Source organism: Micromonospora sp. DT228, from assembly GCF_049841595.1.
Classification (GTDB): domain Bacteria; phylum Actinomycetota; class Actinomycetes; order Mycobacteriales; family Micromonosporaceae; genus Micromonospora.
Genome location: NZ_JBNCKO010000005.1, coordinates 32,095 through 56,933, shown reverse-complemented (window position 1 = coordinate 56,933; position 24,839 = coordinate 32,095). Strand labels below are relative to the sequence as shown.

Annotated in this window: 21 protein-coding genes, 1 tRNA gene and 1 other RNA gene; 9 read left to right on the top strand and 14 right to left on the bottom strand. The window is 71.3% G+C overall.

Going from position 1 to position 24,839, the window contains the following annotated elements:
• Window positions 1–106: 106 nt before the first annotated feature.
• Together ACLQ29_RS12040 and ACLQ29_RS12035 are read right to left on the bottom strand one after the other, a co-directional pair.
• The gene (locus tag ACLQ29_RS12040) at window positions 107–1,168 is read right to left on the bottom strand and encodes an aspartate-semialdehyde dehydrogenase (RefSeq protein WP_425771699.1); all 1,062 of its coding nucleotides are present in this window, start codon (window positions 1,166–1,168) and stop codon (window positions 107–109) included.
• Window positions 1,169–1,173: 5 nt separating this feature from the next.
• The gene (locus ACLQ29_RS12035) at window positions 1,174–2,439 is read right to left on the bottom strand and encodes an aspartate kinase (RefSeq protein ID WP_425771698.1); all 1,266 of its coding nucleotides are present in this window, start codon (window positions 2,437–2,439) and stop codon (window positions 1,174–1,176) included.
• A gap of 255 nt (window positions 2,440–2,694) precedes the next feature.
• Here ACLQ29_RS12035 and ACLQ29_RS12030 point away from each other — a divergent pair, with 255 nt between their 5' ends.
• Together ACLQ29_RS12030 and ACLQ29_RS12025 are read left to right on the top strand one after the other, a co-directional pair.
• Complete coding sequence (locus ACLQ29_RS12030; RefSeq protein ID WP_425771697.1) at window positions 2,695–3,483, top strand: hypothetical protein; 789 nt, start codon at window positions 2,695–2,697, stop codon at window positions 3,481–3,483.
• A gap of 84 nt (window positions 3,484–3,567) precedes the next feature.
• Window positions 3,568–4,098, top strand: coding sequence for a nitroreductase family protein (locus ACLQ29_RS12025; protein ID WP_425771696.1), 531 nt, complete (start codon window positions 3,568–3,570; stop codon window positions 4,096–4,098).
• A 12-nt stretch (window positions 4,099–4,110) separates the two neighbouring features.
• Here the strand turns inward: ACLQ29_RS12025 and ACLQ29_RS12020 are convergent, their stop codons facing one another.
• A complete protein-coding gene (locus tag ACLQ29_RS12020; protein ID WP_425771695.1) occupies window positions 4,111–5,100 on the bottom strand; it encodes a DUF5937 family protein in 990 nt (329 codons plus the stop codon).
• A gap of 76 nt (window positions 5,101–5,176) precedes the next feature.
• Between ACLQ29_RS12020 and ACLQ29_RS12015 the strand changes: the two genes are divergently transcribed.
• Together ACLQ29_RS12015 and leuA are read left to right on the top strand one after the other, a co-directional pair.
• A complete protein-coding gene (locus tag ACLQ29_RS12015) occupies window positions 5,177–6,448 on the top strand; it encodes an MFS transporter (RefSeq protein WP_425771694.1) in 1,272 nt (423 codons plus the stop codon).
• Window positions 6,449–6,685: 237 nt separating this feature from the next.
• Window positions 6,686–8,437: a 2-isopropylmalate synthase gene (leuA, locus tag ACLQ29_RS12010; protein WP_425771693.1), complete on the top strand. Its 1,752-nt coding sequence runs from the start codon at window positions 6,686–6,688 to the stop codon at window positions 8,435–8,437.
• 31 nt (window positions 8,438–8,468) lie between these two features.
• On the opposite strand, the gene ACLQ29_RS12005 is transcribed toward leuA, so the two are convergent.
• Window positions 8,469–9,962 carry an MFS transporter gene (locus ACLQ29_RS12005; protein ID WP_425771692.1) on the bottom strand — a complete coding sequence of 498 codons (1,494 nt, stop codon included), beginning with the start codon at window positions 9,960–9,962 and terminating at the stop codon, window positions 8,469–8,471.
• A gap of 107 nt (window positions 9,963–10,069) precedes the next feature.
• Here ACLQ29_RS12005 and ACLQ29_RS12000 point away from each other — a divergent pair, with 107 nt between their 5' ends.
• The gene (locus ACLQ29_RS12000) at window positions 10,070–10,711 is read left to right on the top strand and encodes an HNH endonuclease family protein (protein ID WP_425771691.1); all 642 of its coding nucleotides are present in this window, start codon (window positions 10,070–10,072) and stop codon (window positions 10,709–10,711) included.
• Window positions 10,705–11,094 carry a hypothetical protein gene (locus tag ACLQ29_RS11995; protein WP_425772031.1) on the top strand — a complete coding sequence of 130 codons (390 nt, stop codon included), beginning with the start codon at window positions 10,705–10,707 and terminating at the stop codon, window positions 11,092–11,094. Before ACLQ29_RS12000 ends, ACLQ29_RS11995 begins: the two co-directional genes overlap by 7 nt.
• A gap of 115 nt (window positions 11,095–11,209) precedes the next feature.
• Here the strand turns inward: ACLQ29_RS11995 and ACLQ29_RS11990 are convergent, their stop codons facing one another.
• The 7 genes from ACLQ29_RS11990 to ACLQ29_RS11960 form a co-directional block, all read right to left on the bottom strand.
• Window positions 11,210–12,310: an ABC transporter ATP-binding protein gene (locus ACLQ29_RS11990; RefSeq protein ID WP_425771690.1), complete on the bottom strand. Its 1,101-nt coding sequence runs from the start codon at window positions 12,308–12,310 to the stop codon at window positions 11,210–11,212.
• Window positions 12,307–13,293 (bottom strand): ABC transporter ATP-binding protein, encoded by a 987-nt coding sequence (locus tag ACLQ29_RS11985; protein WP_425771689.1) that lies wholly within the window; start codon window positions 13,291–13,293, stop codon window positions 12,307–12,309. The genes ACLQ29_RS11990 and ACLQ29_RS11985 overlap by 4 nt, the downstream gene beginning before the upstream one ends.
• A 112-nt stretch (window positions 13,294–13,405) precedes the next feature.
• A complete protein-coding gene (locus ACLQ29_RS11980; RefSeq protein ID WP_425772030.1) occupies window positions 13,406–14,365 on the bottom strand; it encodes an ABC transporter permease in 960 nt (319 codons plus the stop codon).
• Between the two features lie 107 nt (window positions 14,366–14,472).
• Window positions 14,473–15,480 (bottom strand): ABC transporter permease, encoded by a 1,008-nt coding sequence (locus ACLQ29_RS11975; RefSeq protein ID WP_425771688.1) that lies wholly within the window; start codon window positions 15,478–15,480, stop codon window positions 14,473–14,475.
• Between the two features lie 97 nt (window positions 15,481–15,577).
• Window positions 15,578–17,248 (bottom strand): ABC transporter substrate-binding protein, encoded by a 1,671-nt coding sequence (locus ACLQ29_RS11970; RefSeq protein WP_425771687.1) that lies wholly within the window; start codon window positions 17,246–17,248, stop codon window positions 15,578–15,580.
• A 244-nt stretch (window positions 17,249–17,492) separates the two neighbouring features.
• A complete protein-coding gene (gene recR, locus ACLQ29_RS11965; RefSeq protein WP_393369223.1) occupies window positions 17,493–18,086 on the bottom strand; it encodes a recombination mediator RecR in 594 nt (197 codons plus the stop codon).
• Between the two features lie 8 nt (window positions 18,087–18,094).
• Complete coding sequence (locus tag ACLQ29_RS11960; protein WP_007466279.1) at window positions 18,095–18,403, bottom strand: YbaB/EbfC family nucleoid-associated protein; 309 nt, start codon at window positions 18,401–18,403, stop codon at window positions 18,095–18,097.
• A gap of 202 nt (window positions 18,404–18,605) precedes the next feature.
• Between ACLQ29_RS11960 and ACLQ29_RS11955 the strand changes: the two genes are divergently transcribed.
• Entirely contained in the window at window positions 18,606–19,277 is a 672-nt protein-coding gene (locus ACLQ29_RS11955) for a DUF998 domain-containing protein (protein WP_425771686.1), read from the top strand.
• A gap of 58 nt (window positions 19,278–19,335) precedes the next feature.
• Here ACLQ29_RS11955 and ACLQ29_RS11950 read toward each other — a convergent pair whose 3' ends face one another.
• Window positions 19,336–22,374, bottom strand: coding sequence for a DNA polymerase III subunit gamma and tau (locus ACLQ29_RS11950; RefSeq protein ID WP_425771685.1), 3,039 nt, complete (start codon window positions 22,372–22,374; stop codon window positions 19,336–19,338).
• A gap of 203 nt (window positions 22,375–22,577) precedes the next feature.
• Window positions 22,578–22,667: signal recognition particle sRNA small type (gene ffs / locus ACLQ29_RS11945), an RNA gene on the bottom strand.
• Between the two features lie 82 nt (window positions 22,668–22,749).
• On the opposite strand from ffs, the gene ACLQ29_RS11940 reads away from it, so the two are divergent.
• Both ACLQ29_RS11940 and ACLQ29_RS11935 read left to right on the top strand, forming a co-directional pair.
• Window positions 22,750–22,834, top strand: a tRNA-Ser gene (locus ACLQ29_RS11940).
• A 304-nt stretch (window positions 22,835–23,138) separates the two neighbouring features.
• Window positions 23,139–23,975, top strand: a complete 837-nt coding sequence (locus ACLQ29_RS11935) for a class I SAM-dependent methyltransferase (RefSeq protein WP_425771684.1) — start codon at window positions 23,139–23,141, stop codon at window positions 23,973–23,975.
• Window positions 23,976–24,395: 420 nt separating this feature from the next.
• Here ACLQ29_RS11935 and ACLQ29_RS11930 read toward each other — a convergent pair whose 3' ends face one another.
• Window positions 24,396–24,656: a flavin reductase gene (locus ACLQ29_RS11930; protein WP_425759548.1), complete on the bottom strand. Its 261-nt coding sequence runs from the start codon at window positions 24,654–24,656 to the stop codon at window positions 24,396–24,398.
• Window positions 24,657–24,839: the final 183 nt, after the last annotated feature.

Below are 24,839 nucleotides of genomic sequence, written 5' to 3'. Positions count from 1 at the left end.
CGGGGCGGGGCGGGGCAGGGCGGGGTGGGGCAGGGCGGGGTGGGGCAGGGCGCGCGGGCACGGGGCGGGGCGCGCGGGCACGGGCCGGGGCGGGGCGGGGCGCGGGTTAGGGGGTGCGGAGTTCTTTTGCTAGGAGTTCGGCGATTTGGGCGGTGTTGAGGGCGGCGCCCTTGCGGAGGTTGTCGCCGGTGACGAAGAAGTCCAGAGCCCGGGGGTCGTCCAGGGAGCGGCGGATCCGGCCGACCCAGGACGGGTCGGTGCCGACCGCGTCGATCGGCATCGGGAACTCCCCCGCCTCGGGGTCGTCGACCAGGATCACCCCGGGCGCGTTGCGCAGCGCCTCGCGGGCGCCCTCGGCATCGACCTCGGTGCCGAAGACCGCGTGCACGGCCACCGAGTGGGCGGTGACCACCGGCACCCGGACGCAGGTGGCGGACACCTTGAGGTCGGGCAGGCCGAGGATCTTCCGCGACTCGTTGCGGATCTTCATTTCCTCCGACGACCAGCCGCCGTCGGCCGACGAGCCGGCCCAGGGCACCACGTTGAGCGCCAGCGGGGCCGGGAACGGGCCCAGGTCGTCGCCGACCGCCTGGCGGACGTCGCCGGTGCGCGAGCCGAGCGCGCGATCCCCGGCGACCTTTGTGAGCTGGTCGTGCAGGATGTCCACGCCGGCCTGGCCGGCGCCGGAGACCGCCTGGTAGGAGGCGAGCACCAGCTCCCGCAGGCCGTACTCGCGGTGCAGGGGCGCCACCGCGACGATCATCGCGAGGGTGGTGCAGTTGGCGTTCGCGATGATGCCCCGGGGGCGGTTGCGGACCTGCTCGGGGTTGATCTCCGGAACGACGAGCGGGACGTCCCTTTCCATCCGGAACGCGCCGGAGTTGTCGACGGCGATCGCGCCGCGGGCGACGGCGATCGGCGCCCACTCGGCGGAGACCTGGTCGGGCACGTCGAACATCGCCACGTCGACCCCGTCGAACGCCTCCGGGGTCAGCGCCTGGACGACGACGTCCTCACCTCGGCAGCGCACCCGCTTGCCGACCGAGCGCTCGGAGGCGAGCAGCCGGATCTCACCCCAGACGTTGCGGCGCCCCGTGAGCAGCTCACACATCACGGTGCCGACAGCACCTGTCGCTCCGACCACGGCGAGGGTGGGCAGCGCCGTCATCGGCGCTACCTACCCGTCCCCGCGTAGACCACGGCTTCGGTATCGCCGCCCAGCTCGAACGCGTCGTGGATGGCGCGGACGGCGGCGTCGAGGTCGGTGTCCCGGCAGACCACGGAGACCCGGATCTCGGAGGTGGAGATCATCTCGATGTTGACCCCGGCAGCGCCGAGCGCGGCGAAGAAGCCGGCGGCCACACCGGGGTGCGAGCGCATGCCGGCACCGATCAGCGAGACCTTGCCGACGTGGTCGTCGTAGAGCAGGCCCTTGAACTTGACCGGCTCCTGGATCTTGCTGAGCGCGGCCATCGCGGTGGGGCCGTCGGCCTTGGGCAGGGTGAACGAGATGTCCGTCCGGCCGGTGCCCTCGGTGGAGACGTTCTGCACGATCATGTCAATGTTGATCTCGGCGCCGGCGACGGTGTCGAAGATCCGCGCGGCGGCACCCGGCTCGTCGGGCACCCCGACGATCGTGATCTTGGCCTCGCTGCGGTCGTGCGCGACCCCGGTGATCAGTGCCTGCTCCACGGAAAGGTCCTCCATCGATCCGGTGACCATCGTGCCGGTGTTGGTCGAGTATGACGAACGGACGTGGATCGGCAACCCCGCCCGACGGGCGTATTCCACGCTACGCAGGTGCAGTACCTTCGCGCCGCACGCGGCCAGCTCCAGCGTCTCCTCGTAGGTGATGTGCCGGATGTGCCGGGCGTTGGGCACGATCCGCGGGTCGGCGGTGAAGATGCCGTCCACGTCGGTGTAGATCTCGCAGACGTCGGCGTGCAGGGCGGCGGCGAGCGCCACGGCGGTGGTGTCCGAACCACCCCGGCCCAGCGTCGTGACGTCCTTGGTGTCCTGCGAGACGCCCTGGAAGCCGGCGACGATGACCACCGACCCCTCGTCGAGCGCGCCCTTGAGCCGCCCCGGGGTGACGTCGATGATCCGCGCGCGGCCGTGCACCGAGGTGGTGATCACGCCGGCCTGCGAGCCGGTGAACGAGCGGGCTTCGTACCCCAGGTTGTGGATGGCCATGGCGAGCAACGCCATGGAGATCCGCTCCCCGGCGGTGAGCAGCATGTCCAACTCGCGGCCCGGCGGCAGCGGGCTGACCTGGTTGGCCAGGTCCAGCAGCTCGTCGGTGGTGTCCCCCATCGCGGAGACCACCACCACCACGTCGTCGCCGGCCTTGCGGGCGGCGACGATGCGCTCGGCCACCCGCTTGATCCGCTCGGCGTTGGCGACGGAGGACCCGCCGTACTTCTGCACCACGAGTGCCACGACGGTGCACTCCCTCCCAGCGACCCTGAGCGTGCCGACGCCGCCGGAACCGGGGCCGGCGGCGCGTGTCAGTCCCCTTGAGGGTATCCGGCGGGTAACGACGCCGGGTCAGGTGATCCCACCATCCGGCCCGCGCGGCCCGCCGGGCCGGTCCCACCAGCTCCGGCGGTACGCGGCGACGACTCCTCCGACACGCCGGAACGAGCCTTCACCCGCTGGCGCCCACCAACAGTCCGGACCCACCAGAATGGGCCGGTGCCCGTCCTCACCCGCTCGGCCGTCCGCGTGCTCGGGCCATTCGTGATCGCCCTGCCAGCTCTTCTGGTCGCCTGCACCGACGCGCAGCCTCCGGCCCCGCCGCCCGCCGATCCGGGACCGGTGGCGGTGGACGCCGCGCGGGACGAGCTGGCCGCTCTCGCCGCGGCTGCCCAGGATCGCCACCTGGTGGCGCAGTACGTCTACAGCCAGACCGGTCAACCGGCTCGCACCATCACGTTCACGAGCGCGAACGACGGGAGCTGGCGGGTCGACGTGCCGGGCGGCGCGCTGGGTGGCGCCGCCGACATCTCGATAGCCGCCACGAACGACGGGCTGTTCCAGTGCGCCCTGCCGTCGGCCGGGCGACCCGAGTCGGCGAGCTGCGTACGCCTCGGCGAGCGCGACGACGCGATCCCACGCAGGTCGGACCCCCGGGTCCAGCATCCGCTCACCGACTGGCTGGACGTGCTCACCGACCGGCGCGCAGCGCTGGCGGTGGCCCCCGCCAGCCGACCCGAGGGCCTCACCGGCGCCTGCTACTCGGTGGACTCCACCTCGGCGTCGCTCAACGCTCCGGTGGAGGTGGGCATCTACTGCTACGAGGGGGACGGCACGCCGACCGGGGTGCGGACCGGGGCGGGGACACTGCGGCTGGCCGCACCGCCGGGCCCGGCGCCGGCCACCGTGCAGTTGGCCGGCCCGGTGGTGGTGGACCGGGACCCGCTCGACACCGCCGCGCCGCCGACCCCCGATCCGTCGGGCAGCACCAGCACGGCAACGCCCTGATCTTCGTCCCGTTACGGGTGCTCTTGACCACATTTGACGAACCCGAACAAGGGGACGAATCGCCCTTCGGGCACAATTAACCCCATGGCCGATCTGACGTCGCTGCTCGCCTTCCGCTGGAGCCCCCGGGCCTTCGACCCGAGCGCCGAGTTGACTCCGGACGAGGCGGCCTCGCTGCTGGAGGCCGCACGCTGGGCGCCGTCGGCCGACAACCGCCAGCCCTGGCGGTTCGCTGTCGGGCACCGCGACGACGACACCTGGAAGCGGATCCTGATCAACCTGCCGGGGGGCGACCAGGGCTGGGTCCGACTCGCGTCGACCCTTGTGGTCGGCGCGCACACCGGCGGCGACGCCGAGCGGGCCGCGTACGACCTCGGTCAGGCCGTGGCCCACCTGACCCTCCAGGCCACCGCGCTCGGCCTGCACGTGCGTCAACTGACCCGCTTCGACCAGACCGGCCTCGCCACCGAACTCGACCTGCCCGGCGGCGTTCGCCCGCTTGTGGTCGCCGCCGTCGGCCGGCTCGGCGACCCGTTCACCCTGCCGGCCGACCTGCGCGCCCGGGAGACCGGCCTGCGGCACCGCCGCCCGGTCGCCGACCTGCTGCTGCGCTGATCGGTCGGCGGCTCACCCGCCGCCACCACTGGCCCGGAGCAGGACCCGCGCGGCGTCGGTGTTGCGGTAGAGCACGTGCCGACCCTGCCGGGACCGGGAGACCAGGCCGGCGGCGTGCAAGGCGGCCAGGTGCTGGGAGACGTTTCCGGCGGACATCCCGGCGAGTCGGGCGAGGTCGGTGGTGGTCGTCGCCGTGTCGAGCAGGTGTAGCAGCGCGGCCCGGCCGGGGCCGATCACCCGGGCCAGCGGGTCGCCGGGCGGCGGCCCCGTCGCCTCCCAGAGCGTTCCGACCGCACGGACCGGGTACGCCCCGACCGGCAACGAGTCCTCCAGCAGATTCCACAGCACCCGCCGGTTGGAGAACACGGTCGGATTCAGCGCCAGCCCGCGCCCGCGCAGGTCGAAGTCCCGCCCGAACGGGTCGTCGGTGACCACCCGGTCGCCGAGCCAGCGCAGAGTCGGGTGGAGCTGCTCGAGGAGCCCGCCGGCACCACCCCCGGCGAGCTGGGCGGCTCGGTACGCCACGTCGGCGTCGAGCAGCGCGCGCATCCGTGGCCAGTCCGGGGCGATCGCCTCCTCGTGCCAGACCCGCACCGCGTCGACGAGCTGCGGCAGCAGCCTGCGGGGGTCGGTGAGCAGCGACCGCCCGAACGCGCCCAACGGCCGGCGCGGGGTGGTCGCCAGCAGATCCCGGACCACCACGTCCGGCGACGTCGTCGCGATCTGGTCGAGCTGCTCGACCATCTCCACGTTCGGCCGGGGCGCCGGGGTGAGGAAGTCGGGCAGCCAGGAACGCGGCCGGGCCAGCTCCACAAGCGGTCGGACCCGGTCGGCCACCTCCGGACGACGCAGGGCCACCCGGGCGCGGTCGATCCAGGGCAGGTGAACCGGGTGGTGCACCGGGCTGCCGACCGCCCACATGCTCATGACCGTCTCGTTGACCGGCGACACGGCGAGCCGCACACCCGCCACGTCGGCCAGGCTGAACCGCAACTCGGACATGGCCACCCCCGGGGGCAGGATTTGGTCCAGCCTAAAACGCTCGACCGAGGTCGTGGGGGCACGATTCACTCCGGCCATGGGGGCCAGAGAAACCATCCGCACCGCTGTCCGAAACGTCGTGCCGCCGGCCGGGTTGACCCGCGCCCTGGCCGTGCAGGCGATGGTCTACGCCGTCGGCAGTGGCCTGTTCCACGCCGGCAGCGCCGTCTTCTTCACCCGGGCGCTCGGGCTCAGCGCCGCCCAGGTCGGGCTGGGGCTGTCCATCGCGGCGGGAGTGTCGCTGCTGGGCACCGTGCCGTTGGGCGGGCTCACCGACAGGTACGGACCACAACGGGTCTGGGTGGTGGGGCTGGTGCTGGACGCGGCACTCTTCGCGACCTACCCGTTCGTGGGCGGCTTCGCCGGATTCCTCGCCGTGGTGGTGGCACTGGCCGCCGTGGACGCCTCGACCGGCGTGGCCCAGCAGGTCTACTCGATCAACGCACTGCCCCCGGCCGAGCGGGTCACGGCGATGGCGTACCAGCGTTCGTCACTCAACGTCGGGTTCGGGCTGGGCGCGGTGATCAGTGGCCTGGTGCTGGCAGTGGACACGATCGAGGCGTACCAGGGGATGGTCTGGTTCATCTCGACGGTCTTCCTGGTGACGGCGCTCTTCGTACGGCGACTGCCCCGACTGCCGCAGGTGACCCGGCCAACGGAGCCGATGAGTCGGCTCGCCGTGCTCCGCGACCGCCCGTTCCTGGCCGTCACCCTGCTGTCCGGGTTGCTCACCGCGCACCAGACGCTCTACCTGACGGTGCTGCCGCTCTGGATCCTCAGCCACACCGATGCCCCGAAAACCGTGATCGCCGGGCTGGTGCTGCTCAACACGGTCCTGATCGTGCTGCTCCAGGTACGCGTGAGCCGGGGCGCCGACACCGCGCCGGGCGCGGCGCGGGCCTCGCGCCGGGGCGCCCTGCTGATCGCCCTGTTCTGTCTGGTCCTGCCGATCTCCGGGGTCACCCGGGGCCTGCTCACGGTGGTGGTGCTGGTGGCCGCCGCGACGTTGCTGATCCTGGCCGAGCTGATCGAGTCGGCGGGGTCCTGGGGGCTCACCGCCACCCTGCCGCCGGCCGCCCAGCGCGGCGCGTACGTGGGGGCGTTCCGGCTCGGCAAGCAGTTGCAGTATCTCCTCGCCCCGGCCGGGCTGACCGCGCTCGGGGTGAGCACCGGCGGGTGGGGCTGGTTGCCGGCGGCAGCGATCTTCGTGCTGGTCGGGCTGGCTGTCGTACCCGTCGTGACCTGGGCCGTACGGACGCCACGGCTGGGCGCCGAGGTCCCCGAGCCGGCCCGGACACCGGTCCCATAGTCCGGACCTGCCTTTCCACCCTCCGTTCCATCACGTAGGGTGACGTGGTCATGTGGCGGGCGCTTCTCCTCCTTAGCCGCCGCGACGAGGCCTGACCGGCCGGCACCTCGTCGCGGAGTCGCATCGCGCCGTCCAGCACATCCGATCTTCTTCTCGGCACCGCCGCGCATCGTCGCCCGGCAGCTCGCCGACACCTTCCGATCTGCTGACGCCACATGTTCCAGGGAGCACTCTGAGATGGCTCAACCTGTCACCGACGCCGAGTCCGATCCGATCGCCCGGCAACGCCCGAGTCGGATGCCGTACCACCGCTACCAGCCGTACCGGGAGCAGTTCCGGATCGACCTGCCGGATCGCACCTGGCCCACCCGCACCGTCGAGGCCGCTCCCCGCTGGTGCGCCGTGGATCTCCGCGACGGCAACCAGGCACTCATCGACCCGATGTCGCCCGAGCGCAAGCGGCGGATGTTCCAGCTGCTGGTCCAGATGGGCTACAAGGAGATCGAGGTCGGCTTCCCGTCGGCCAGCCAGACCGACTTCGACTTCGTTCGGCAGCTCATCGAGCAGGACATGATCCCGGACGACGTGACGATCCAGGTGCTCACGCAGTGCCGGGAGCACCTCATCGAGCGGACGTTCGAGTCGCTGCGCGGCGCGAAGCGGGCCATCGTGCACTTCTACAACTCGACCTCCACCCTCCAGCGGCGGGTGGTCTTCGGGCTGGACCGGGACGGCATCGCCGACATCGCCACGACCGGCGCGCGACTCTGCCAGAAGTACGCGGAGATCCACACTCCGGACACCGACATCTTCTACGAGTACTCGCCGGAGTCGTACACGGGCACTGAGCTGGAGTACGCGCTGGAGGTCTGCTCCCGGGTGATCGACGTGATCGACCCGACGCCGGACCGGCCGCTGATCATCAACCTGCCGGCCACCGTCGAGATGGCCACCCCCAACGTCTACGCCGACTCGATCGAGTGGATGCACAGGCACCTGCCGCGCCGGGACAGCGTGGTGCTGAGCCTGCACCCGCACAACGACCGGGGCACCGGGGTGGCCGCCGCCGAGCTGGGCCTGCTGGCCGGCGCGGACCGCATCGAGGGCTGCCTGTTCGGCAACGGCGAGCGCACCGGCAACGTCGACCTGGTGACCCTGGGGCTCAACCTGTTCTCCCAGGGCCTCGACCCGATGATCGACTTCTCGAACATCGACGAGATCCGGCGCGCCGTCGAATACTGCAACCAACTGCCGGTGCACGAGCGCCACCCGTACGCGGGCGACCTGGTCTACACCGCCTTCTCCGGCTCCCACCAGGACGCGATCAAGAAGGGCTTCGACGCCCTCGCCGCCGACGCCAAGGCCGCCGGGGTGCCGATGGACGAGCACACCTGGGCCGTGCCGTACCTGCCGATCGACCCGAAGGACCTGGGCCGCACCTACGAGGCGGTCATCCGGGTCAACTCGCAGTCCGGCAAGGGCGGCATCGCGTACATCATGAAGAGCGAGCACCAACTGGACCTGCCGCGCCGGCTCCAGATCGAGTTCTCCGGGGTGGTGCAGCACGTCACCGATCACGACGGCGGCGAGGTCGACCCGGCCGCCATGTGGGAGATCTTCGCGACGCACTACCTGCTGGACCACCAGCCCGACCCGGCGGTCCGGCTGAGCGGCTACACGATCGGCACCGCCGACGGCAAGGTCGAGATCGAGGCTCAGGTCGTCACGGGCACCGAGCGGCACTCGCTCGCCGCGGTCGGCAACGGCCCGATCGACGCGTACGTCAACGCGCTCCAGTCGGTCGGGGTGGGCGTACGGGTGCTCGACTACCACGAGCACGCGCTCTCCTCCGGTGGGGACGCACAGGCCGCCGCGTACGTGGAGTGCGAGGTCGACGGTCGGACGGTCTGGGGTGTCGGCACCGACGCCAACATCGTCACCGCCTCGATCAAGGCGGTCACCAGCGCGGTCAACCGCGCCCGCGGCTGACCGCACGCGCCGCGCCCCCGAGGGTGGTTTCCTACCTCGGGGGCGTGGCCGCGGGCAGCGAGTGACAGGGCTGCGACGGTGGGGCCGGGCGGGGCGGCCGGTGCACGAACACGAGGGCCAGCACCGCCCCGGCCAGCAACAACCCCGCACACCAGAGCAGGGCGCCCCGGAACGCGTCGGTCAGCTCGGCCTTCTGCGCGTAACCGCTGCCGGAGAGGCCGACGAGCAGCGGCAGCGCCGCCACCGCGAGCAGGCCGCCGGCCCGGGACGCGGCGTTGTTGAAGCCGCTGGCCACCCCGGAGAACCGGTCCTGCACGGCGGCCAGCACCGAGGCGGTGAGCGGTGCCACCACAAGGGTCAGCCCGATGCCGAAGAGCAGCACCCCGGGCAGCACGTCGGTCCAGTACGACGCGCCCGGGTCGACGCCGCGCAGCAGCAGCAGGCCGACCGCGGCCACCACCGGCCCGATGGTCAGCGGCAGGCGCGGGCCGATCCGCGCCGACAGCGCTCCGGCACGGGCCGACCCGGCCAACAGCAGCAGGGTCATCGGCAGCAACGCGATGCCGGTGCGGAAGGCCGACCACCCCACCACGTTCTGCAGGTAGACGGCGAAGAAGAAGGTGAAGCCGCCGAGCGCCGCGTAGACGACCACCGTGAAGATGTTCAGCACCGAGAAGAGCCGGCTGCCGAACAGCCCGGTGGGCAGCATCGCGGCGTCGCCACGCCGCCGTTCCAGCAGCACGAAGGTCACCGCGGACAGCACCCCGACGAGCGCCGCGATCAGCACCGGGGCCGAGTCGAAGCCACGTGCCGGAGCGTCGACCAGGGCGTACGTGACGCCGGCCAGCGCGAGCGCGCCGAGCAGCGCGCCGGAGACGTCGAACCGCCGTCGGGTCCGACCCGGCCCCTGTGTCCGGGAGGCGCTCTCGTCCCGGCTCTCCGGCACCCAGCGCAGCGCGGCCAACACCACGAGCACGGCGATCGGCAGGTTGAGGAAGAAGATCCAGCGCCAGGACAGCGCGTCGATGAGCCAGCCGCCGATGAACGGGCCCAGCGCGGTGGACACCCCGGACAGCCCGGCCCAGGCGCCGATCGCCCGACCCCGGTCGTCCGGATGGAAGCTGGCCTGGAGCACGGAGAGCGACCCGGGGGTGAGCAGTGCGCCGCCGGCGCCCTGGAGGAACCGGGCCGCGATCAGCATTCCGGTGTCCTGGGCCAGCCCGCACAGCACCGAGGCGGCGGTGAACCAGACCACCCCGATGAGGAAGATCCGCCGACGACCGAAGCGGTCCCCGAGTGAGCCGCCGAGCAGCACGAACGCCGCCAGCATCAGCAGGTAGCCATTGATCGTCCACTGCAGATCGGCCACGTTCGCGCCGAGGTCCTGCCCGAGCTTCGGCAGCGCCACGTTGACGACGGTGCTGTCGAGGAAGACCATGCCAGAGGCGAGTACGGCGGCGAGCAGCGTGCCCCGGCCGGCGGTGGTGCCCATCCGGAGGGCGGGCGCCGGTACGGGTGCGGTCATCCCACCAATCTGCCCTGCATCATGTGGGAGACGCCACGAAACGCCGAAACCATTCCCGGGTACTGTGCGCAATCGCCGGGAGACCGCAAGCTGGAGAGGTGTCGTCTGTGCGTACCAGATCAGGACCGCGAGCGGCGGTGACCGCGCTCGCCGCGGCGCTGACACTCGGCGTGGCCGGTTGTGTCCCGCAGGACGAGCCGGTCACGCCACCGCCGTCGAGCGACGGCGGCAACGCGGCAGAGCAGCTGAGCCAGCTCACCGTGGCCACCGCCGGCTCGATGAAGGGCTACAGCCGGGACCACTTCCCGCACTGGCGGGACACCGGCAAGAACTGCGACGTGCGGGACAGCATCCTCCAGCGCGACGGCAAGGACGTGAAGCTCTCCGGCTGCAACGTGGTCGGTGGGCGCTGGGAGAGCGTGTACGACGGCCGCAGCTTCTCCGATCCCTCCGACGTGGACATCGACCACATGGTGCCGTTGGCCAACGCGTGGCGCTCGGGCGCCGACGAGTGGGACGACGCGAAGCGCGGTGATTTCGCCAACGACACCACCCGTCCGCAGCTCTTCGCGGTTTCCGCGTCCTCCAATCGGGCAAAGGGTGACCAGGACCCGTCCCAGTGGAAGCCGGCAAACCGATCGTACTGGTGCAAGTACGCCCAGGACTGGGTGACGGTCAAGCACCACTGGAGGCTGACGGTGACAAGCGCCGAGAAGGCCGCCCTGACCGACATGTTGGAGGGCTGTTGAGTGGGGAGCGACTCGTGACCGCCGCCGGGGAGGGCGGCCCGGCCGCCGCCGGCATGACCGCGGACGGCGCCGCCGAGACGCCCGCCGCCGTGCCGGGCGCCGGCATGGTCGCGGATTCGGGCGGCGCGGCCGGCCCGCAGAGCCGTACCAGCGACATCGTGCCCGGCCCCGGCGGCGTGATGACCGACGAGGTCGGCGTCGTCACCGGCGACCTGACGCTGCGCACCGAGTACGCGGACGGCAAGGTCACCCTGCGGGTGCAGTACAAGGACGCCGACGAGTGGTACGCGGTGACCGGCGCGTCTGTCGCGTTGGCCGACCCGGCGGGGCTGGACGCGGTACACGGCGTCGCGGTGGGACTGCTGCACCGCCCCGAGGGCTGAGCCGCCCGCGCCACGTACCGTCGGCTGAGCCGCCCGAGCCACGTACCGTCGGCTGAGCCGCCCGAGCCACGTTCCCGTCCAGGGGCCGTCCGTCACCGGACGGCCCCTGGCGGCGTCACGGGGTGGGGATCAGCTCGCCCGGCGGGTCGACGGGGCCGGTGCCCTCGATCGGGCGGACCAGCTCCACCTCGACCTCGTGCGGCCGGATCCGGCCGGCAGCGATGTCCTCGGCGAAGTGGCAGGCGACGCGGTGGCCGCCGACGACGTCGCGCAGTTCCGGCCGCTCGTCGGAGCACCGGGTGGGTTGCGCCCACGGGCACCGGGTGTGGAATCGGCAGCCGGACGGCGGGTTGGTCGGCGACGGCAGGTCACCGGCGAGCAGGATCCGCTCCCGGCGATCCTCGACGAGCGGGTCGGGCACCGGCACCGCGGACATCAGCGCCCGGGTGTACGGGTGCATCGGCTCGCGGTAGAGGTCGTCGCTGGACGCCTCCTCCACCAGCCCGCCGAGGTACATGACGCCCACCGTGTCGGCGATGTGCCGCACCACCGCCAGGTCGTGCGCGATGATCAGGTACGTCAGGCCACGCTCGTTCTGCAGGTCCTCCAGCAGGTTGAGCACCTGGGCCTGGATCGACACGTCAAGCGCGGAGACCGGCTCGTCGGCGACGATCAGTTCCGGGTTGAGCACCAGCGCGCGGGCGATGCCGATCCGCTGGCGCTGGCCACCGGAGAACTCGTGCGGGTATTTGCCGAGGGCCGACGCGGGCAGGCCAACCGCCTCCAGCGTCTCGCGCAGCCGCCGGTTCGTCTCGACCTTGTCGCCGGCCAACCCGTGCGCCTTGAGCCCCTCCACCAGCAGCGACTCCACCGACTGTCGGGGGTCGAGGCTGGAGAGCGGATCCTGGAAGATCATCTGCATCCGGCGGCGGGCCTGCCGCATGGCCTCGCCCTTCAGCGAGCGCACGTCGACGCCGTCGAAGACGATCTCGCCCTCGGTCGGCTCGACGAGCCGCAGCAGGCCACGACCCAACGTCGACTTGCCGCAGCCCGACTCGCCGACCAGGCCGTACGTCTCGCCCTTGCGGATGCTCAGCGACACCCCGTCCACCGCGTAGACGTACCCGATGGTGCGGTCGAAGAGCAGGCCGCTCTTGATCGGGAAGTGGACCTTGACGTCGCGCAGCTCGATCAGGGGTTCGGTCTGTTCGGTCATCGGACCGCCACCTCCTCGGAGACGGGGTTGTTGCAGCGGAGGTCGCCGCCGGTGGCGGTGGGTTCGAGCGGCGGCGGTCCTTCGAGACACGCATCCACAACGTTGTCGCAGCGCGGCGCGAAGGCGCACCCCTCGACCCACGGAATGTTGTCGGCGACCGACCCGCGGATCGCGTGCAGTCGCTCACCGCGCGGAGAGTCCAGCCGGGGCACCGAACTGAGCAGCCCGTGGGTGTACGGGTGCCGGGCGTGCGCGAACAGCTCGTGCCGCCGTTCCCGCTCGACCACCTTGCCGCCGTAGAGGACGTTCACGGTGTCACAGAGCCCGGCCACCACGCCCAGATCGTGCGTGATCATGACGAGCGCCGTGCCGGTCTCGTCGACCAACTGCTTGAGCAGGGTGAGGATCTGCGCCTGGATGGTCACGTCGAGCGCGGTGGTCGGCTCGTCGGCGATCAGCAGCCGAGGCTTGCAGGCCAGCGCGATGGCGATCAGCGCGCGCTGGCGCATCCCACCGGAGATCTGGTGCGGATACTCGCTGAGCCGCCGCTGCGGGTCGGGGATGCCGACCGCGTCCAGCAGGTCCCGCGATTCGCGCAGCGCCTGCTTGCGATCCCGGCCCTGGTGGCGCTCCAACACCTCGGCCACCTGGACCCCGATCGGGATGACGGGATTCAGCGAGGAGAGCGGGTCCTGGAAGATCATGCTGATCTCCCGGCCGCGTCGGTCGCGCATGTCGTCCGGTCGCAGTTTCAGCAGGTCGGTGCCGTCGAAGAGCACCTCACCGGTGACCTTGTTACCGCGCTTGGGCAGCAGGCCCATGATCGCCAGGCTGGTCACGCTCTTGCCGCAGCCGGACTCGCCGACCAGGCCGACCGTCTGCCCCGGCTCCACCGTGAAGCTGACCTTGTCCACGGCGGTGAAGGGCCGCTCGCCGCGCCGCTGGAACACGACGCTCAGGTCACGGACGTCGAGCAGGCTCATCGAGTCACTTCCTCACTGCTGTGGTCCTTCGCTCGCGACTGCGGGGCTCGCAAGCTCACTCCTCGCGCTCGCCCGAGGCGGGGTCCGGGCACGCTGACAGCGCTCACCGTGGTCACCGCCGGTTCTTCGGGTCGATCGCGTCGCGCATCGCCTCACCCAGCAGGGTGAAGCCGAGCGCGACCACGATGATCGCGAGCGCGGGGTAGTAGGCCAACTCCGGGCGGACCTCGAAGTAGCGCTGGCCGTCCACGCCGAGCATCAGACCCCACTCGGCGCGGTTGATGTCCGGGTCGCCGAGGCCCAGGAAGGACAGCGCCGCGGCGTCCAGAATGGCCACCGCGAAGGTCAGGGTCGCCTGCACGATCACCGCGGTCAACGAGTTGGGCAACATGTGCCGCAGCACGACGTTGCGCTCCTTGACGCCGAGCGCGCGGGCGGCCAACACGTGGTCGCTCTCGCGCTGGGCCAGCATCGAGCCGCGCAGCAGCCGGGCGAAGATCGGCACGCTCACGATGGCCACCGCGAAGATGACAGTCCACTGGCTCGACCGGCTGGCCATCGCGACAAGGGTGATCGCGAGCAGCAGGCTCGGCAGGGCCAGCATCACGTCGGTGAGCCGCATCAGGACCACGTCGACCCAACCGCCGAACGCGCCGGCGATCGCGCCGATCAGCACTCCGAGCGCGAGACCGATGAGAGTCGCGAGCACGCCCACGAAGAGCGTCTGCCGGGCGCCGTAGATCATGCGGGACAGGAAGTCCCGGCCGAGCGGGTCGGAGCCGAACGGGAACCCACTGCTGGCCCCCGGGATGGTGTCCACGGTGAGGCCCTTGGTCAGCTCGTCGAAGCGCTGCACCGGGTCGTGCGGTGCGATCAGCGGAGCGAAGATCGCCACCAGGACGAACAGCCCCACGATCACGGCTCCGACGACGGCGACCGGGTTGCGCCGCAGCCGGCGCAGGGCGTCGCGGACGAGGCTGATCCCGCCCCGGTCGGAGGCGCTCGCCTGGGCCAGTTCGTCGAGTCGTGCCTTCTTGCGGTCGCCGAGCAGGCCGATGCTGCGCTCGCTCATGCCGGGACGGGGCTTGTCGTCCCCGGTGCGGGGCTTGTCGTCCCCGGTGCGGGGCTTGTCGTCCCCGGGGCGGGGGGCCGGCGTGCCGGCCTGGGTGATCGGGTCACTCATCGCACACGCACCCTCGGGTCGATGAAGGCGTAGGAGAGGTCGACGAGCAGGTTGACCACCACGAAGACCAGCGCGGCCAGCAGGATGATCGCCTGGAGCACCGGGTAGTCCCGGCCACCGCTGATCGAGTCGGTGATCAGCGTGCCGATGCCGCCCCAGTTGTAGACCTTCTCGGTGAGCACCGCACCGGAGAGCAGCGCGCCGGTCTGCAGGCCGATGGTCGTGACCACGGGCAGGAGCGCGTTACGCAGGATGTGCCGGCCGCGGATCGTACGGTGGCGCAGGCCCTTCGCCTCGGCGGTCCGTACGTAGTCCTCGTCCAGGACGTCGAGCACGCTGGCGCGGGTGATCCGCACGATCACCGCCAATGGAATGGTGGCGAGCGTGATCGCCGGCAGGATCAGGTGCCACAAGGCGTCCGCGCTGGCGTCGAACTCCCGGGTCAACAGGCCGTCGAGCACGAAGAACCCGGTGACGTTCGTGTTGTCCAGTCCGGTGGTGAGCCGCCCGGACGGCGGGAACCAGTGGATGTTCTGGGTGAAGACGTCCTTGAGCAGGTAGCCCAGGAAGAAGATCGGGATGGAGATGCCGAGCAGGGTGCCGGCGATGGTGAGGTTGTCCGGCCACCGTCCGCGCCAGCGGGCGGCGAGGTAGCCGAGCGGCACACCGAGTCCGACGGCGATGATCATCGCGGCGACGGCCAGCTCGATGGTGGCCGGGAAGGCGCGGCTGATGACCTCGGTGACCGGGTCACCGGTCCGGATCGAGTTGCCGAAGTCGCCGGTGACCACCCGCTGCATGAACTTGCCGTACTGCACCAGGATCGGCTGGTCGTAGCCGAGCGCCTTGGTCAGCAGCTCGCGACGCTCGGGCGTGGCCCGCTCGCCGAGCAGTGCCTCGATCGGGCCACCGGGCAGGTTCCGCAGCCAGACGAAGATCAGCGCCGACAGCGCTATGAGGGTCACCACCAGCTGCAACAGGCGGCGGATTATGACTCGCAACATCTCTCACACACCAGACTCTCAAAGATCGCGGATCGGCCCGGGCCGGGAGGAACCCCGGACCCGGGCCGATCACGCCTACGGCCTCAGCCGAGGGACGTCACTTGCTGATGCTGACCGTGTTGAATCGCTCGTCGGTCAACGGGCTGGCCACCAGGCCCTTGACATCCTTGGTGACGACGATGGCCGGCGGGGCGTGCCAGACCGGAACGGCCGGCAGCCACTTGGCGGCGATGTCCCGGTTGACCTGCTCCCAGGCCGCCTTCTTGCCCGCCTCGTCGACGATGCCGTCGGCCTTGGCGATGGCGTCGAACATCTCGGTCATCGACTGGTCGCCGAACTCGACCTTGGCCCGGCCGAAGAACGTCCCGACGAAGTTGCCCGGGTCGTTGTAGTCACCCGTCCAGCCGAGGATGTGCAGGTCCTGCTTGCCGAACTGCTGCACGTCGTCCTTGAAGCCACCGTTCCACGGGCGAGGCACACCGTTGACCTTGATGCCGACGGCCTGCAGGTCGTTGGCGAGGACGGTGAAGATCTCCTGCGGGTTCGGCATGTACGGCCGGGTGACGTCCGGCGGGTAGTAGAAGTTGAGCGTCAGACCCTCGGCGCCAGCGTCCTTGAGGAGCTGCTTGGCCTTCTCCGGGTTGTAGTCGTACTTCTGCACGTCCGGGGCGTAGCCGAGCACGGTGTCCGGCAGGAACTCGTCGGCGACCTTCGCGCCACCCGGGCCCTTGGTCTGCACCAGCTGCTGGCGGTTGAGGGCGTAGGCGATCGCCTGGCGCACCCGCAGGTCCTTCAGCTTCGGGTTCTTCTGGTTGAGGCCGAGGTAGAGGATGTTGAACGCCGGGCGGTTGATGACCTGGAAGCCCTCACCCTCGAGCGCCTTGCGGTCGGCCGGGGCCGGGAAGTCGATGCCCTGGACGGTGCCGGCACGAAGCTCCTGCTTGCGGGTGCTCTCGTCCTTGATGATCTTGATGATCATCTTGTCCACCTTGGCCTTGTCGCCAAAGTAGTCCGGGTTGCGGTTCAGGGTGATCTCGTTCTTGGCCTTGTCCCAGCCACCGAAGGTGAACGGGCCGGTGCCGACCGGGTTGGTGGTGGCGAAGGCGCTGTACTCGAACGAGTCGCCGTTCTGCTTCACCGTGTTGGCGTCGTACTTCTTCAACGCCTCCGGGCTCGCGATCGACAGCGAGGTCAGCGCGAAGGCCCCCGGGAAGGCGCCCTTGTACTGGTTCAGCGTGACGACCGCGGTGCCGTCGCCCTGCGCCTCACACTTGTTGTAGACCGGCTTGCCGGCGGACTCGCTCTCGTTCTTGGCGAAGCCCCCGAAGACGTCCATGTAGTAGATCATCTGGGACTGGGCGGCAGCGCCCTTCATGTTGTACCAGCGGTCGAAGTTGAAGCAGACCGCGGCGGCGTTGAACGGCGTACCGTCGTGGAACTTCACGCCCTGACGGAGCTTGAACGTCCAGACCTTGCCCTCCGGGTCGTGCTCCCAGCTCTCCGCCAGACCGCCCTGAAGCTCCGCCGTGCCCGGCTTGTGGCTCACCAGGGTGTCGAACATCTGCCGGACCGGCCGGAACGACTCACCGTCATCGTTGAAGATCGGGTCGAAGTTCTTCGGGTCACCGGCACCCGCGAAGATGAAGGTGCCGCCAGTCTTGGCCTCGCCACTGTCGCCGCGCTCGCTCTCCGCGCAGCCGGCCGCGCCGACCGCCAGAGCGGCAACGGCCGCGATGGCCACGGCCGTTTTTAGCCTTCTCGCCTGCATCTCTCACCTCTGTCATGCGCATGACCACGCCGAGCTGTGGCTCGGTCCGTGTGCGGGAGGCTATGACATGTCACACGTCAAGCGGAACGGGCGTTAGGCAATCGCTACCAAGCCGACACCTTGCGCCGAGGTCTGACAGTCGACGGCACGGCGCAGACAGGGAGCGACACATCGATCCGTGCCGGACCGCACACCGAAACGGGGGCGGCGCCGTCGACGACGGCACCACCCCGCGCGGTACGACTCAGACGGCCCGGCGCCCCTCGAAGGCCCGGCCGAGGGTGATCTCGTCGGCGTACTCCAGGTCGCCGCCGACCGGCAGCCCGCTGGCCAGCCGGGTCACCGAGATCCCCATCGGCTTCACCATCAGCGCCAGATAGGTGGCGGTCGCCTCGCCCTCGGTGTTCGGGTCGGTGGCCAGGATCAACTCCCGGATGCCGCCACCACCGAGCCGGATCAGCAGCTCCCGGATGCGCAGATTGTCCGGGCCGATCCCCTCCAGCGGATTGATCGCGCCGCCCAGCACGTGGTAGCGACCGCGGAACTCACCGGTCCGCTCGATGGCCACCACGTCCTTGGGCTCCTCCACCACGCACAGCACCTCGTCGGTGCGGCGCGGGTCGCGGCAGATCCTGCACTGCTCGGACTCGGCCACGTTGTAACAGGTCGTACAGAAGCGCACCAGCTCCTTGACCTTGCGCAGTGCGCCGGCCAGGCGGTTGACGTCGGCCGGGTCGGCCGACAGGACGTGGAAGGCGATCCGCTGGGCGCTCTTCGGGCCCACGCCCGGCAGCCGCCCCAGCTCGTCGATCAGGTCCTGGATGGCACCTTCGTACATCTGCCGGCTCAGAAACCGGGCAGGCCGAGGCCGCCCATGCCGCCGGCGACCGGACCCATCTTGCGCTCGGTCAGCTCGCGGGCGGCCTCGGCGGCGTTGTGCACGGCCGCGACCACCAGGTCCTCAAGCGTCTCCACGTCGTCCGGGTCGACGGCCTTCGGGTCGATCTTGATGGCCTTCAGCTCACCGGAGCCGGAGACGGTCGCGGTGACCAGCCCTCCGCCGGCCGTGCCGGTCAGCTCGGCCTCGGCCAGCTCGGCCTGGGCGGCGGCGATCTGCTGCTGCATCTTCTGCGCCTGCTTCAGCATCTGCTGCATGTTCGGCTGTCCACCTGGGCGCACGGATGGCTCCTTCTCGCACTCGTCTGCTCGGCCGCCGCCCAGCCTATCCGCTGGGACCGACCACGCCCCCGTCCGGTGCGTGCCCCACGCCGAGCCCTCCGGGTACGGCTATCACTACCCCGAACCGGCCATCTGCCAGTAGTGCGCCGGGACCCGTCGCGCTGGTGTGCTCGACGGCATGAACCTCAACCGCACCGCCCGGGCCGGCGCGCTGTGCTGGGCGGCAGCCGCACCGGTCTTCCTCGTCGCCAATCTGGTCACCGGACTGCGCTGGCGGCAGCCGGCCTACAGTTGGGCCACCCACAACATCAGCGATCTCGGCAACGCCCACTGCGGCATCTGGGACACCACCAGACCCCGCTACGTCTGCTCGCCCTGGCACCCACTGATGAACGCCGCGACGCTTGCCACCGCCGTCCTGCTCGCCGCCGGGCTCCTGCTGACCTGGCGGCTCCTCGGTCGCGGCGGCGTGGTGCGCTCGGCGCAGGTCCTCCTGCTGCTGGCCAGCGGCGGCTACGCTCTGGCGGCCCTCTACCCGGCCGACATCGACGAGAACCTGCACGTCCTCGGCGCATTTCTGATCATGGGAATCGGCAACGTCGGTCTGCTGCTCGCCGGCTTCGCACCGGACACCACGACGCTCGGCCGGTGGCGACGGCTCACCCTCGCCGCCGGGCTCGTCGCGCTGGTCGGGTCGGTGCTGTTCTTCGCCCAGCAGGGCCTGGGAATCGGAGTGGGCGGCATGGAACGAGTAGCCGTCCTCCCCTTCCCCCTCTGGGCCTGCTGCCTAGGCGTCCTCCTAGCCGAGACCCACCCCGTGCGCGATCTTGCACTTTCTGCCCAGAAATAAGAGGGCATTTTCCACAAAACGGCAACCGAAAGTGCAAGATCGCCGAGCCGGGGCGTGCCTAGCGAGCGTCCACTTCGTCGATCTTCTCCGCGCCGAACGTTTCCCGGAGTAGGCGTACCGCCTGCTCCTCGCTGGACTCCCGCGCGGTCTTCTCGTCGATGATCTCGTCCAGCGGCTCGTCGCCCGGGTCGAACCCCTCAAAGGCCGGGGCCGGTGCCGCGCCACCCGGCCGGCCGCCCCGCACGGGGCCGTCGAAGTCCGGGTCGTAGGGCGGCTCGCCGGCCCACTCGGCGTCCGCGACAGGCCGGGCTGCCGCTCCGGTACGCGCACCGCGCCCCGCCGCCGCCGCGCGAGCCGCGGCGATGGCGCTGCTCACCGGCGCACCACCGGCTGTCGCCGGCTGCCGGGCCGCCGGGGTCGGGTTACCCCGCCCGCCCGGCTTACCGCCACCTGCTGCCCCACCCGAACCACCCGGTCCGGTGCCGTTCGCGCCGCCGCCGTTGGGGTTACCGCCGCTGGTGGGGTTACCGCCGTTGGTGCCGCTACCGTTTCCGGCGTTCCCGTTCCCGGCGCTGCCGTTCGCGCCGGTCGAGGTCGGTGCGGAGTGGGAACTCGACTCGTTTCCGGCCGCCGCACCGCCGGGGCGGGCCGCCTCCGGCCAGTCCTCGTCATCCGTCGCCTCGGCTACGGGAGCGCCGCCGCCGGGGCGGGCCGCCTCCGGCCAGTCGTCGTCCGCCGCCGGGGCGGACGGAACCGCGCCCTGCCCACCAGCACCAGACGTGGGGTTCGAACCAGACGTGGGGTTCGAGCCAGACGCGGCGCTAACGCCAGGCACGGCGTTCGAGCTTGGTGCGGCGTTCGCACCCGGCGCGGCATTCGAGCCAGGCGCTGCATTCGAACCGGACCCGAGGTTCGAGCCGGACCCGGGGTTCGTGCTTGGAGCGGGGTTCGGGCTTGGCACGGCTGGCGGCGCGCTCGTCGGGCCGGCGGCAGTCGGGGTCGCGGCGCTCGTCGGGGCGGGCGGCGTGTCCGGTGCGGCTGGTCGGGCCGGGGCGGCGGGTTGCGAGCGCGGTGGGCTGGACAGCGACACGCCTCCGCGCTCGCCGGCCACCTCGCAGCGGATCTGCCAGCGCCCGCCCAACTCCTCGTAGAGCGCGTCGGTGAGCACCGCCGCGTGGTCGGCCATCATCTTGGCCAGCACTGTGGACTTGACCGTCAGCACCAGCGTGTCACCGTCGAGTTCACGCACCACGGCGTCGCGCATCAGCGCGGCGATCCGCTTGTTGGTCCGGTTGACCTTGCCGACCACGTCGGGCCAGACCCGGCGGACCGCGACGGCGTCCAACGCCGCGGCCGGCGCACCCGGTCGGGGCGGCTGGGGCGTGGCCGGGTCGGGCAGCACCGCCGACGGTGGCACCACACGACGGGGGGCCGACCCGGCGGGCGAAACGGGTGCCGGCCCGGCGACGGCCGACGCACCGGGTGACGCCGGGATCGGCGAGTCGGCGGCCGAGACGTGTGAGGCAGGTGCGCCCGAGTTCGGACCGTGCGAGGCAGACGCACCGTATGACGCAGGCGCGCCCGAGGTCGGAGCGTGCGAGGCAGGCGCGCCGGAGGCCGGAGCGTGCGAGGCAGGCGCGCCGGAGGCCGGACCGTGCGAGGCAGGCGCGCCGGAGGTTGGAGCCGGTGCGCCCGGCACCGGGCCGGGCGAGGCGGGTACGCCGGAGACCGAGGCAGCCGGGGCGGGAGCGCCCGAGGTCGCGGCGCTCCGGGTCGGGGACGTGGCCGGGTCGACAGCCCACGGCGGTGCGGAGGTCGGGGCGTTGACGGGTGCTGGGTTCGCGGCAGCCGGGACCGGCGCGGCGTGCTGTGGGCGTACTCCCGGGTGGTTGGCTGGCGCGGAGCCGGCGGCGGCCGGCGGCGCGTCGGTGCCGCTCAGGGTGAGCCGGCGTTCCATCCGTTCGAGGCGTTGGAGCAGGCCACCTGTGGAGTCGTCCGCGCCGGGCAGCAGCATCCGGGCGCAGATCAGCTCCAGTAGCAGGCGGGGCGCGGTGGTGCCGCGCATCTCGACCAGCCCGTTGTGCACAATGTCGGCGCAGCGCGACAGCGTGGCCGAGCCGAGCTGCGAAGCCTGGGCGGCCATCCGCTCGATCTGGTCGCCCGGGCCGTCGATCAGACCCTTGGCGGCGGCGTCCGGCACCTGCTGGATGACGATCAGGTCGCGGAGCCGTTCCAGTAGGTCGGAGGCGAACCGGCGCATGTCGTGGCCGGCCTCGGCGACCCGGTCGACGGTGGCGTACGCGGCGGCGCCGTCACCGGCGGCCAGCGCGTCGCACATCTCGTCGATCAGCGCCGAGTCGGTGACTCCGAGCAGCGCGACGGCCCGGGCGTAGCTGACCCCCTCCGCGCCGGCGCCGGCGATGAGCTGGTCGAGCACCGAGAGGCTGTCCCGCATGCTGCCGCCACCGGCGCGGACCACAAGCGGAAAGACCGCCGGCTCGACGGCGACGCCCTCGGCCTGGGTGAGTTGTTCCAGGTACGGGCGGACCACCTTCGGCGGAAACAGCCGGAACGGGTAGTGGTGGGTCCGCGACCGGATTGTGCCGAGGACCTTCTCCGGCTCGGTGGTGGCGAAGATGAACTTGACGTACTCCGGGGGCTCCTCGACCAGTTTGAGCAGGGCGTTGAAGCCCTGGGTCGAGACCATGTGCGCCTCGTCGATGATGTAGATCTTGAAGCGGCTGCTGGCCGGCGCGAAGAAGGCGCGCTCGCGCAGCTCGCGGGCGTCGTCGACACCGCCGTGGCTGGCCGCGTCGATCTCGATCACGTCGATGGAGCCGGCACCGTCGGCGGCCAGCGAGCGGCAGGAGGCACATTTGCCGCACGGCTCGGGAGTGGGGCCCTGCTCACAGTTGAGCGAGCGGGCCATGATCCGGGCGCTGGTCGTCTTGCCGCAGCCACGGGGGCCGGAGAAGAGGTAGGCGTGGTTGAGCCGTCCGCTGCGCAGCGCCTGCGACAGCGGTTCGGTCACGTGCTCCTGACCGATGACCTCAGCGAAGGTACGCGGCCGGTACTTGCGGTAGAGCGCCAGCGTCACTCGTCCCGCCTCCTCTCGACCGAGCCATTCTGCGCCGGTCGGGCGCGGGTGACCACCCACCCCGCCGGGCAGCATGGTCGGCGCGCGTTGACCGACTCGGCTTCCGGCCTTGATCGACTCGGCTTCCGGGAAATCGGGGTGTCCGCATGCCCGGGATGCCCCGACATCACGGATGTCGAGTGGATCAACCGGCCCACAGACGAAAAGGCCTCCCGTGCACCCGGCAGAGCTCGCTTATCCTTGCTGCCTTCCGGCCCTGGGGAGGTTCACGAGATACCGCCGCACGGGAGGTGCCACCAAGCCTACCCGACCGCCCGTCGATCTTCAGGGGGTGGTGGGGTGGCCCGGCCGGCGGGGGCCTGTATCCTGGCTCGCGGAGGATTCGCCTAGAGGCCTAGGGCGCACGCTTGGAAAGCGTGTTGGGTTTACACCCTCACGAGTTCGAATCTCGTATCCTCCGCTCGCCTGAGCTGCACGAACGACAGGGCCGGCCCCCACGGGGACCGGCCCTGAGTCGTCTCCGCGGTGGCGTCAGCCCACCACCGGCCGTGCTTGTCGTCCGGGCCGTCCGCCACGGGCTTGGCGTCGCGTAGCTGCTGCCCGACTTGCTCGGCGACTGCCCGCCCGCAGATCGAGCCTCGGCAGTCATGTGTCCCCTCGGTCACTCAAGGTGATCATGCGAGCTGGGGGACATCAACATGAGCCGGCGTCCGCAACCGTGCCGCGCGAGACGCCACCACCCGCCCCGTGGTCTCATCGACGTCGTGACCGAGACGACGTGGCAGTGGGACGAGACTTTGTACGCGGGCAGCGCCCGCCACTACAGCGTCGGACGGCTGCCCTACCCAGCCGGTCTCGCCGACGCCATCCGTACCGCGCTCGACCTCGACGGCACCGGTCGACTCCTGGACGTGGGCTGCGGGCCCGGATCGTTGACGCTGCTGCTCGCGCCCCTGTTCGAGGCGGCGGTGGGCGTCGACGCCGACCAGGACATGCTCGCGGAGGGACGGCGCAGAGCTGACGGTGTCGGGGTACGCAACGTCGGGTGGCGACACCTACGCGCCGAAGCCCTGCCGGCCGACCTGGGCGCCTTCCGGGTGGCCACGTTCGCCCAGTCGTTCCACTGGATGGACCGCCCACTCGTGGCTCGTCGCGTCCGCGACATGCTCACGCCCGACGGGGCCTGGGTCCACGTGGGCGCGAACACGCATCAGGGCGTGGCCGGGGACGAACCGCTGCCGTACCCCCGAGCACCCTGGCCGCGGATCGACGAGCTGGTCGCGAGTTACCTGGGGCCGATCCGTCGGGCCGGCCAGGCGTTGTTGCCAGCGGGCACCCCCTCCGGCGAGGCCGAGATCATGCGCGAGGCGGGCTTCACCGACCCCACCCGGATCACCGTCGAACAGGGGATCGTCGTGGAACGCACCGTGGACGAGGTCACCTCGGCGGTGTTCTCGCTGTCCAGTTCGGCACCGCACCTGTTCGGCGACCGGCTCCCGGACTTCGAGGCGGATCTGCGCCAGCTCTTGACGACTGCCGCACGAGACGGCCGCTTCGCCGAGAGGCGACGCGACATCGAGGTGGCGATCTGGCGCCCCTGACATCCGCGGTCGCCGCCGGTCGCCGCGGTCGCGCCGCAGTCGCGGTCGTGCCGGGGTCGCCGCGGTCGCGCCGCAGTCGCCGCGGTCGTGCCGGGGTCGCCGCCGTCGTGCCGGGGTCGCCGCCGTCGCGCCGCAGTCGCCGCCGTCGCGCCGCAGTCGCCGCCGTCGCGCCGCAGTCGCCGCCGTCGCGCCGCAGTCGCCGCGGCCGCGCGTGCCCAAGTGCGTGCCTGTAGAGCTGCCCCATTTGTGGGGCAGCTCTACAGGTAGGCGGACCCGGTGAGGCAGCCCGATCCGACCAGGCGGAAGCAGTCCGTCAGGCGCGGGCGCGGCAGCCCGTCAGGCACGGGCGCGGCAGCGCGCACGGGCACGGGCACGGGCACGGGCACGGGCACGGGCGCGGGCGCGGGCGCGGCAGCACCGTCAGGCACGGGCGCGGGCCCAGGAGAGGAAGCGTTCCCTCAGCCGGGTGGGGTCCAGCTCGGCCAACTGTTCGCCGGCCTCGGCCTGGAGCGTCGCCAGGTAGACGGTCAACGCCAGCCGGTCGTGTCGATACTCGCCGAGCAACCGCAGCTTCGCCGCCGAACAGGGCCAGGCGATGCCGCATGCCGCGCAGCGCCAGGTGGGACGAGTCGGTACGTGATCCCGGTGGCGGCGGCGGGGCATGGGCGGCCGGCGGGGCATGGGCGATCCTCCTTCGCGGTGGAAGAGGGTCACCCCGCCCTCCCCGCCAGGGCGACCCTCTGACTGACGCCGGCCGCCGGGCTGCTGCGCCTCCACCGGCCGCGCCGTCTTCTATGGACCACCCTCGGGCGCGTCACCAGACAGATACACCGCGTAGCGATATGGTCCTCAGATATTTGAGAC

Coding starts and splice junctions, on each gene's coding strand:
- ACLQ29_RS11985 (WP_425771689.1), bottom strand. CDS start 13,293: ATGAGCCTGCTCGACGTCCGTGACCTGAGCGTCGTGTTCCAGCGGCGC.
- leuA (WP_425771693.1), top strand. CDS start 6,686: ATGGCTCAACCTGTCACCGACGCCGAGTCCGATCCGATCGCCCGGCAA.
- ACLQ29_RS11970 (WP_425771687.1), bottom strand. CDS start 17,248: ATGCAGGCGAGAAGGCTAAAAACGGCCGTGGCCATCGCGGCCGTTGCC.
- ACLQ29_RS11990 (WP_425771690.1), bottom strand. CDS start 12,310: ATGACCGAACAGACCGAACCCCTGATCGAGCTGCGCGACGTCAAGGTC.
- ACLQ29_RS12040 (WP_425771699.1), bottom strand. CDS start 1,168: ATGACGGCGCTGCCCACCCTCGCCGTGGTCGGAGCGACAGGTGCTGTC.
- ACLQ29_RS11930 (WP_425759548.1), bottom strand. CDS start 24,656: ATGCCCCGCCGGCCGCCCATGCCCCGCCGCCGCCACCGGGATCACGTA.
- ACLQ29_RS12005 (WP_425771692.1), bottom strand. CDS start 9,962: ATGACCGCACCCGTACCGGCGCCCGCCCTCCGGATGGGCACCACCGCC.
- ACLQ29_RS11980 (WP_425772030.1), bottom strand. CDS start 14,365: ATGAGCGAGCGCAGCATCGGCCTGCTCGGCGACCGCAAGAAGGCACGA.
- ACLQ29_RS11975 (WP_425771688.1), bottom strand. CDS start 15,480: ATGTTGCGAGTCATAATCCGCCGCCTGTTGCAGCTGGTGGTGACCCTC.
- ACLQ29_RS11955 (WP_425771686.1), top strand. CDS start 18,606: ATGAACCTCAACCGCACCGCCCGGGCCGGCGCGCTGTGCTGGGCGGCA.
- ACLQ29_RS12015 (WP_425771694.1), top strand. CDS start 5,177: ATGGGGGCCAGAGAAACCATCCGCACCGCTGTCCGAAACGTCGTGCCG.
- ACLQ29_RS12020 (WP_425771695.1), bottom strand. CDS start 5,100: ATGTCCGAGTTGCGGTTCAGCCTGGCCGACGTGGCGGGTGTGCGGCTC.
- recR (WP_393369223.1), bottom strand. CDS start 18,086: ATGTACGAAGGTGCCATCCAGGACCTGATCGACGAGCTGGGGCGGCTG.
- ACLQ29_RS12025 (WP_425771696.1), top strand. CDS start 3,568: ATGGCCGATCTGACGTCGCTGCTCGCCTTCCGCTGGAGCCCCCGGGCC.
- ACLQ29_RS11960 (WP_007466279.1), bottom strand. CDS start 18,403: ATGCAGCAGATGCTGAAGCAGGCGCAGAAGATGCAGCAGCAGATCGCC.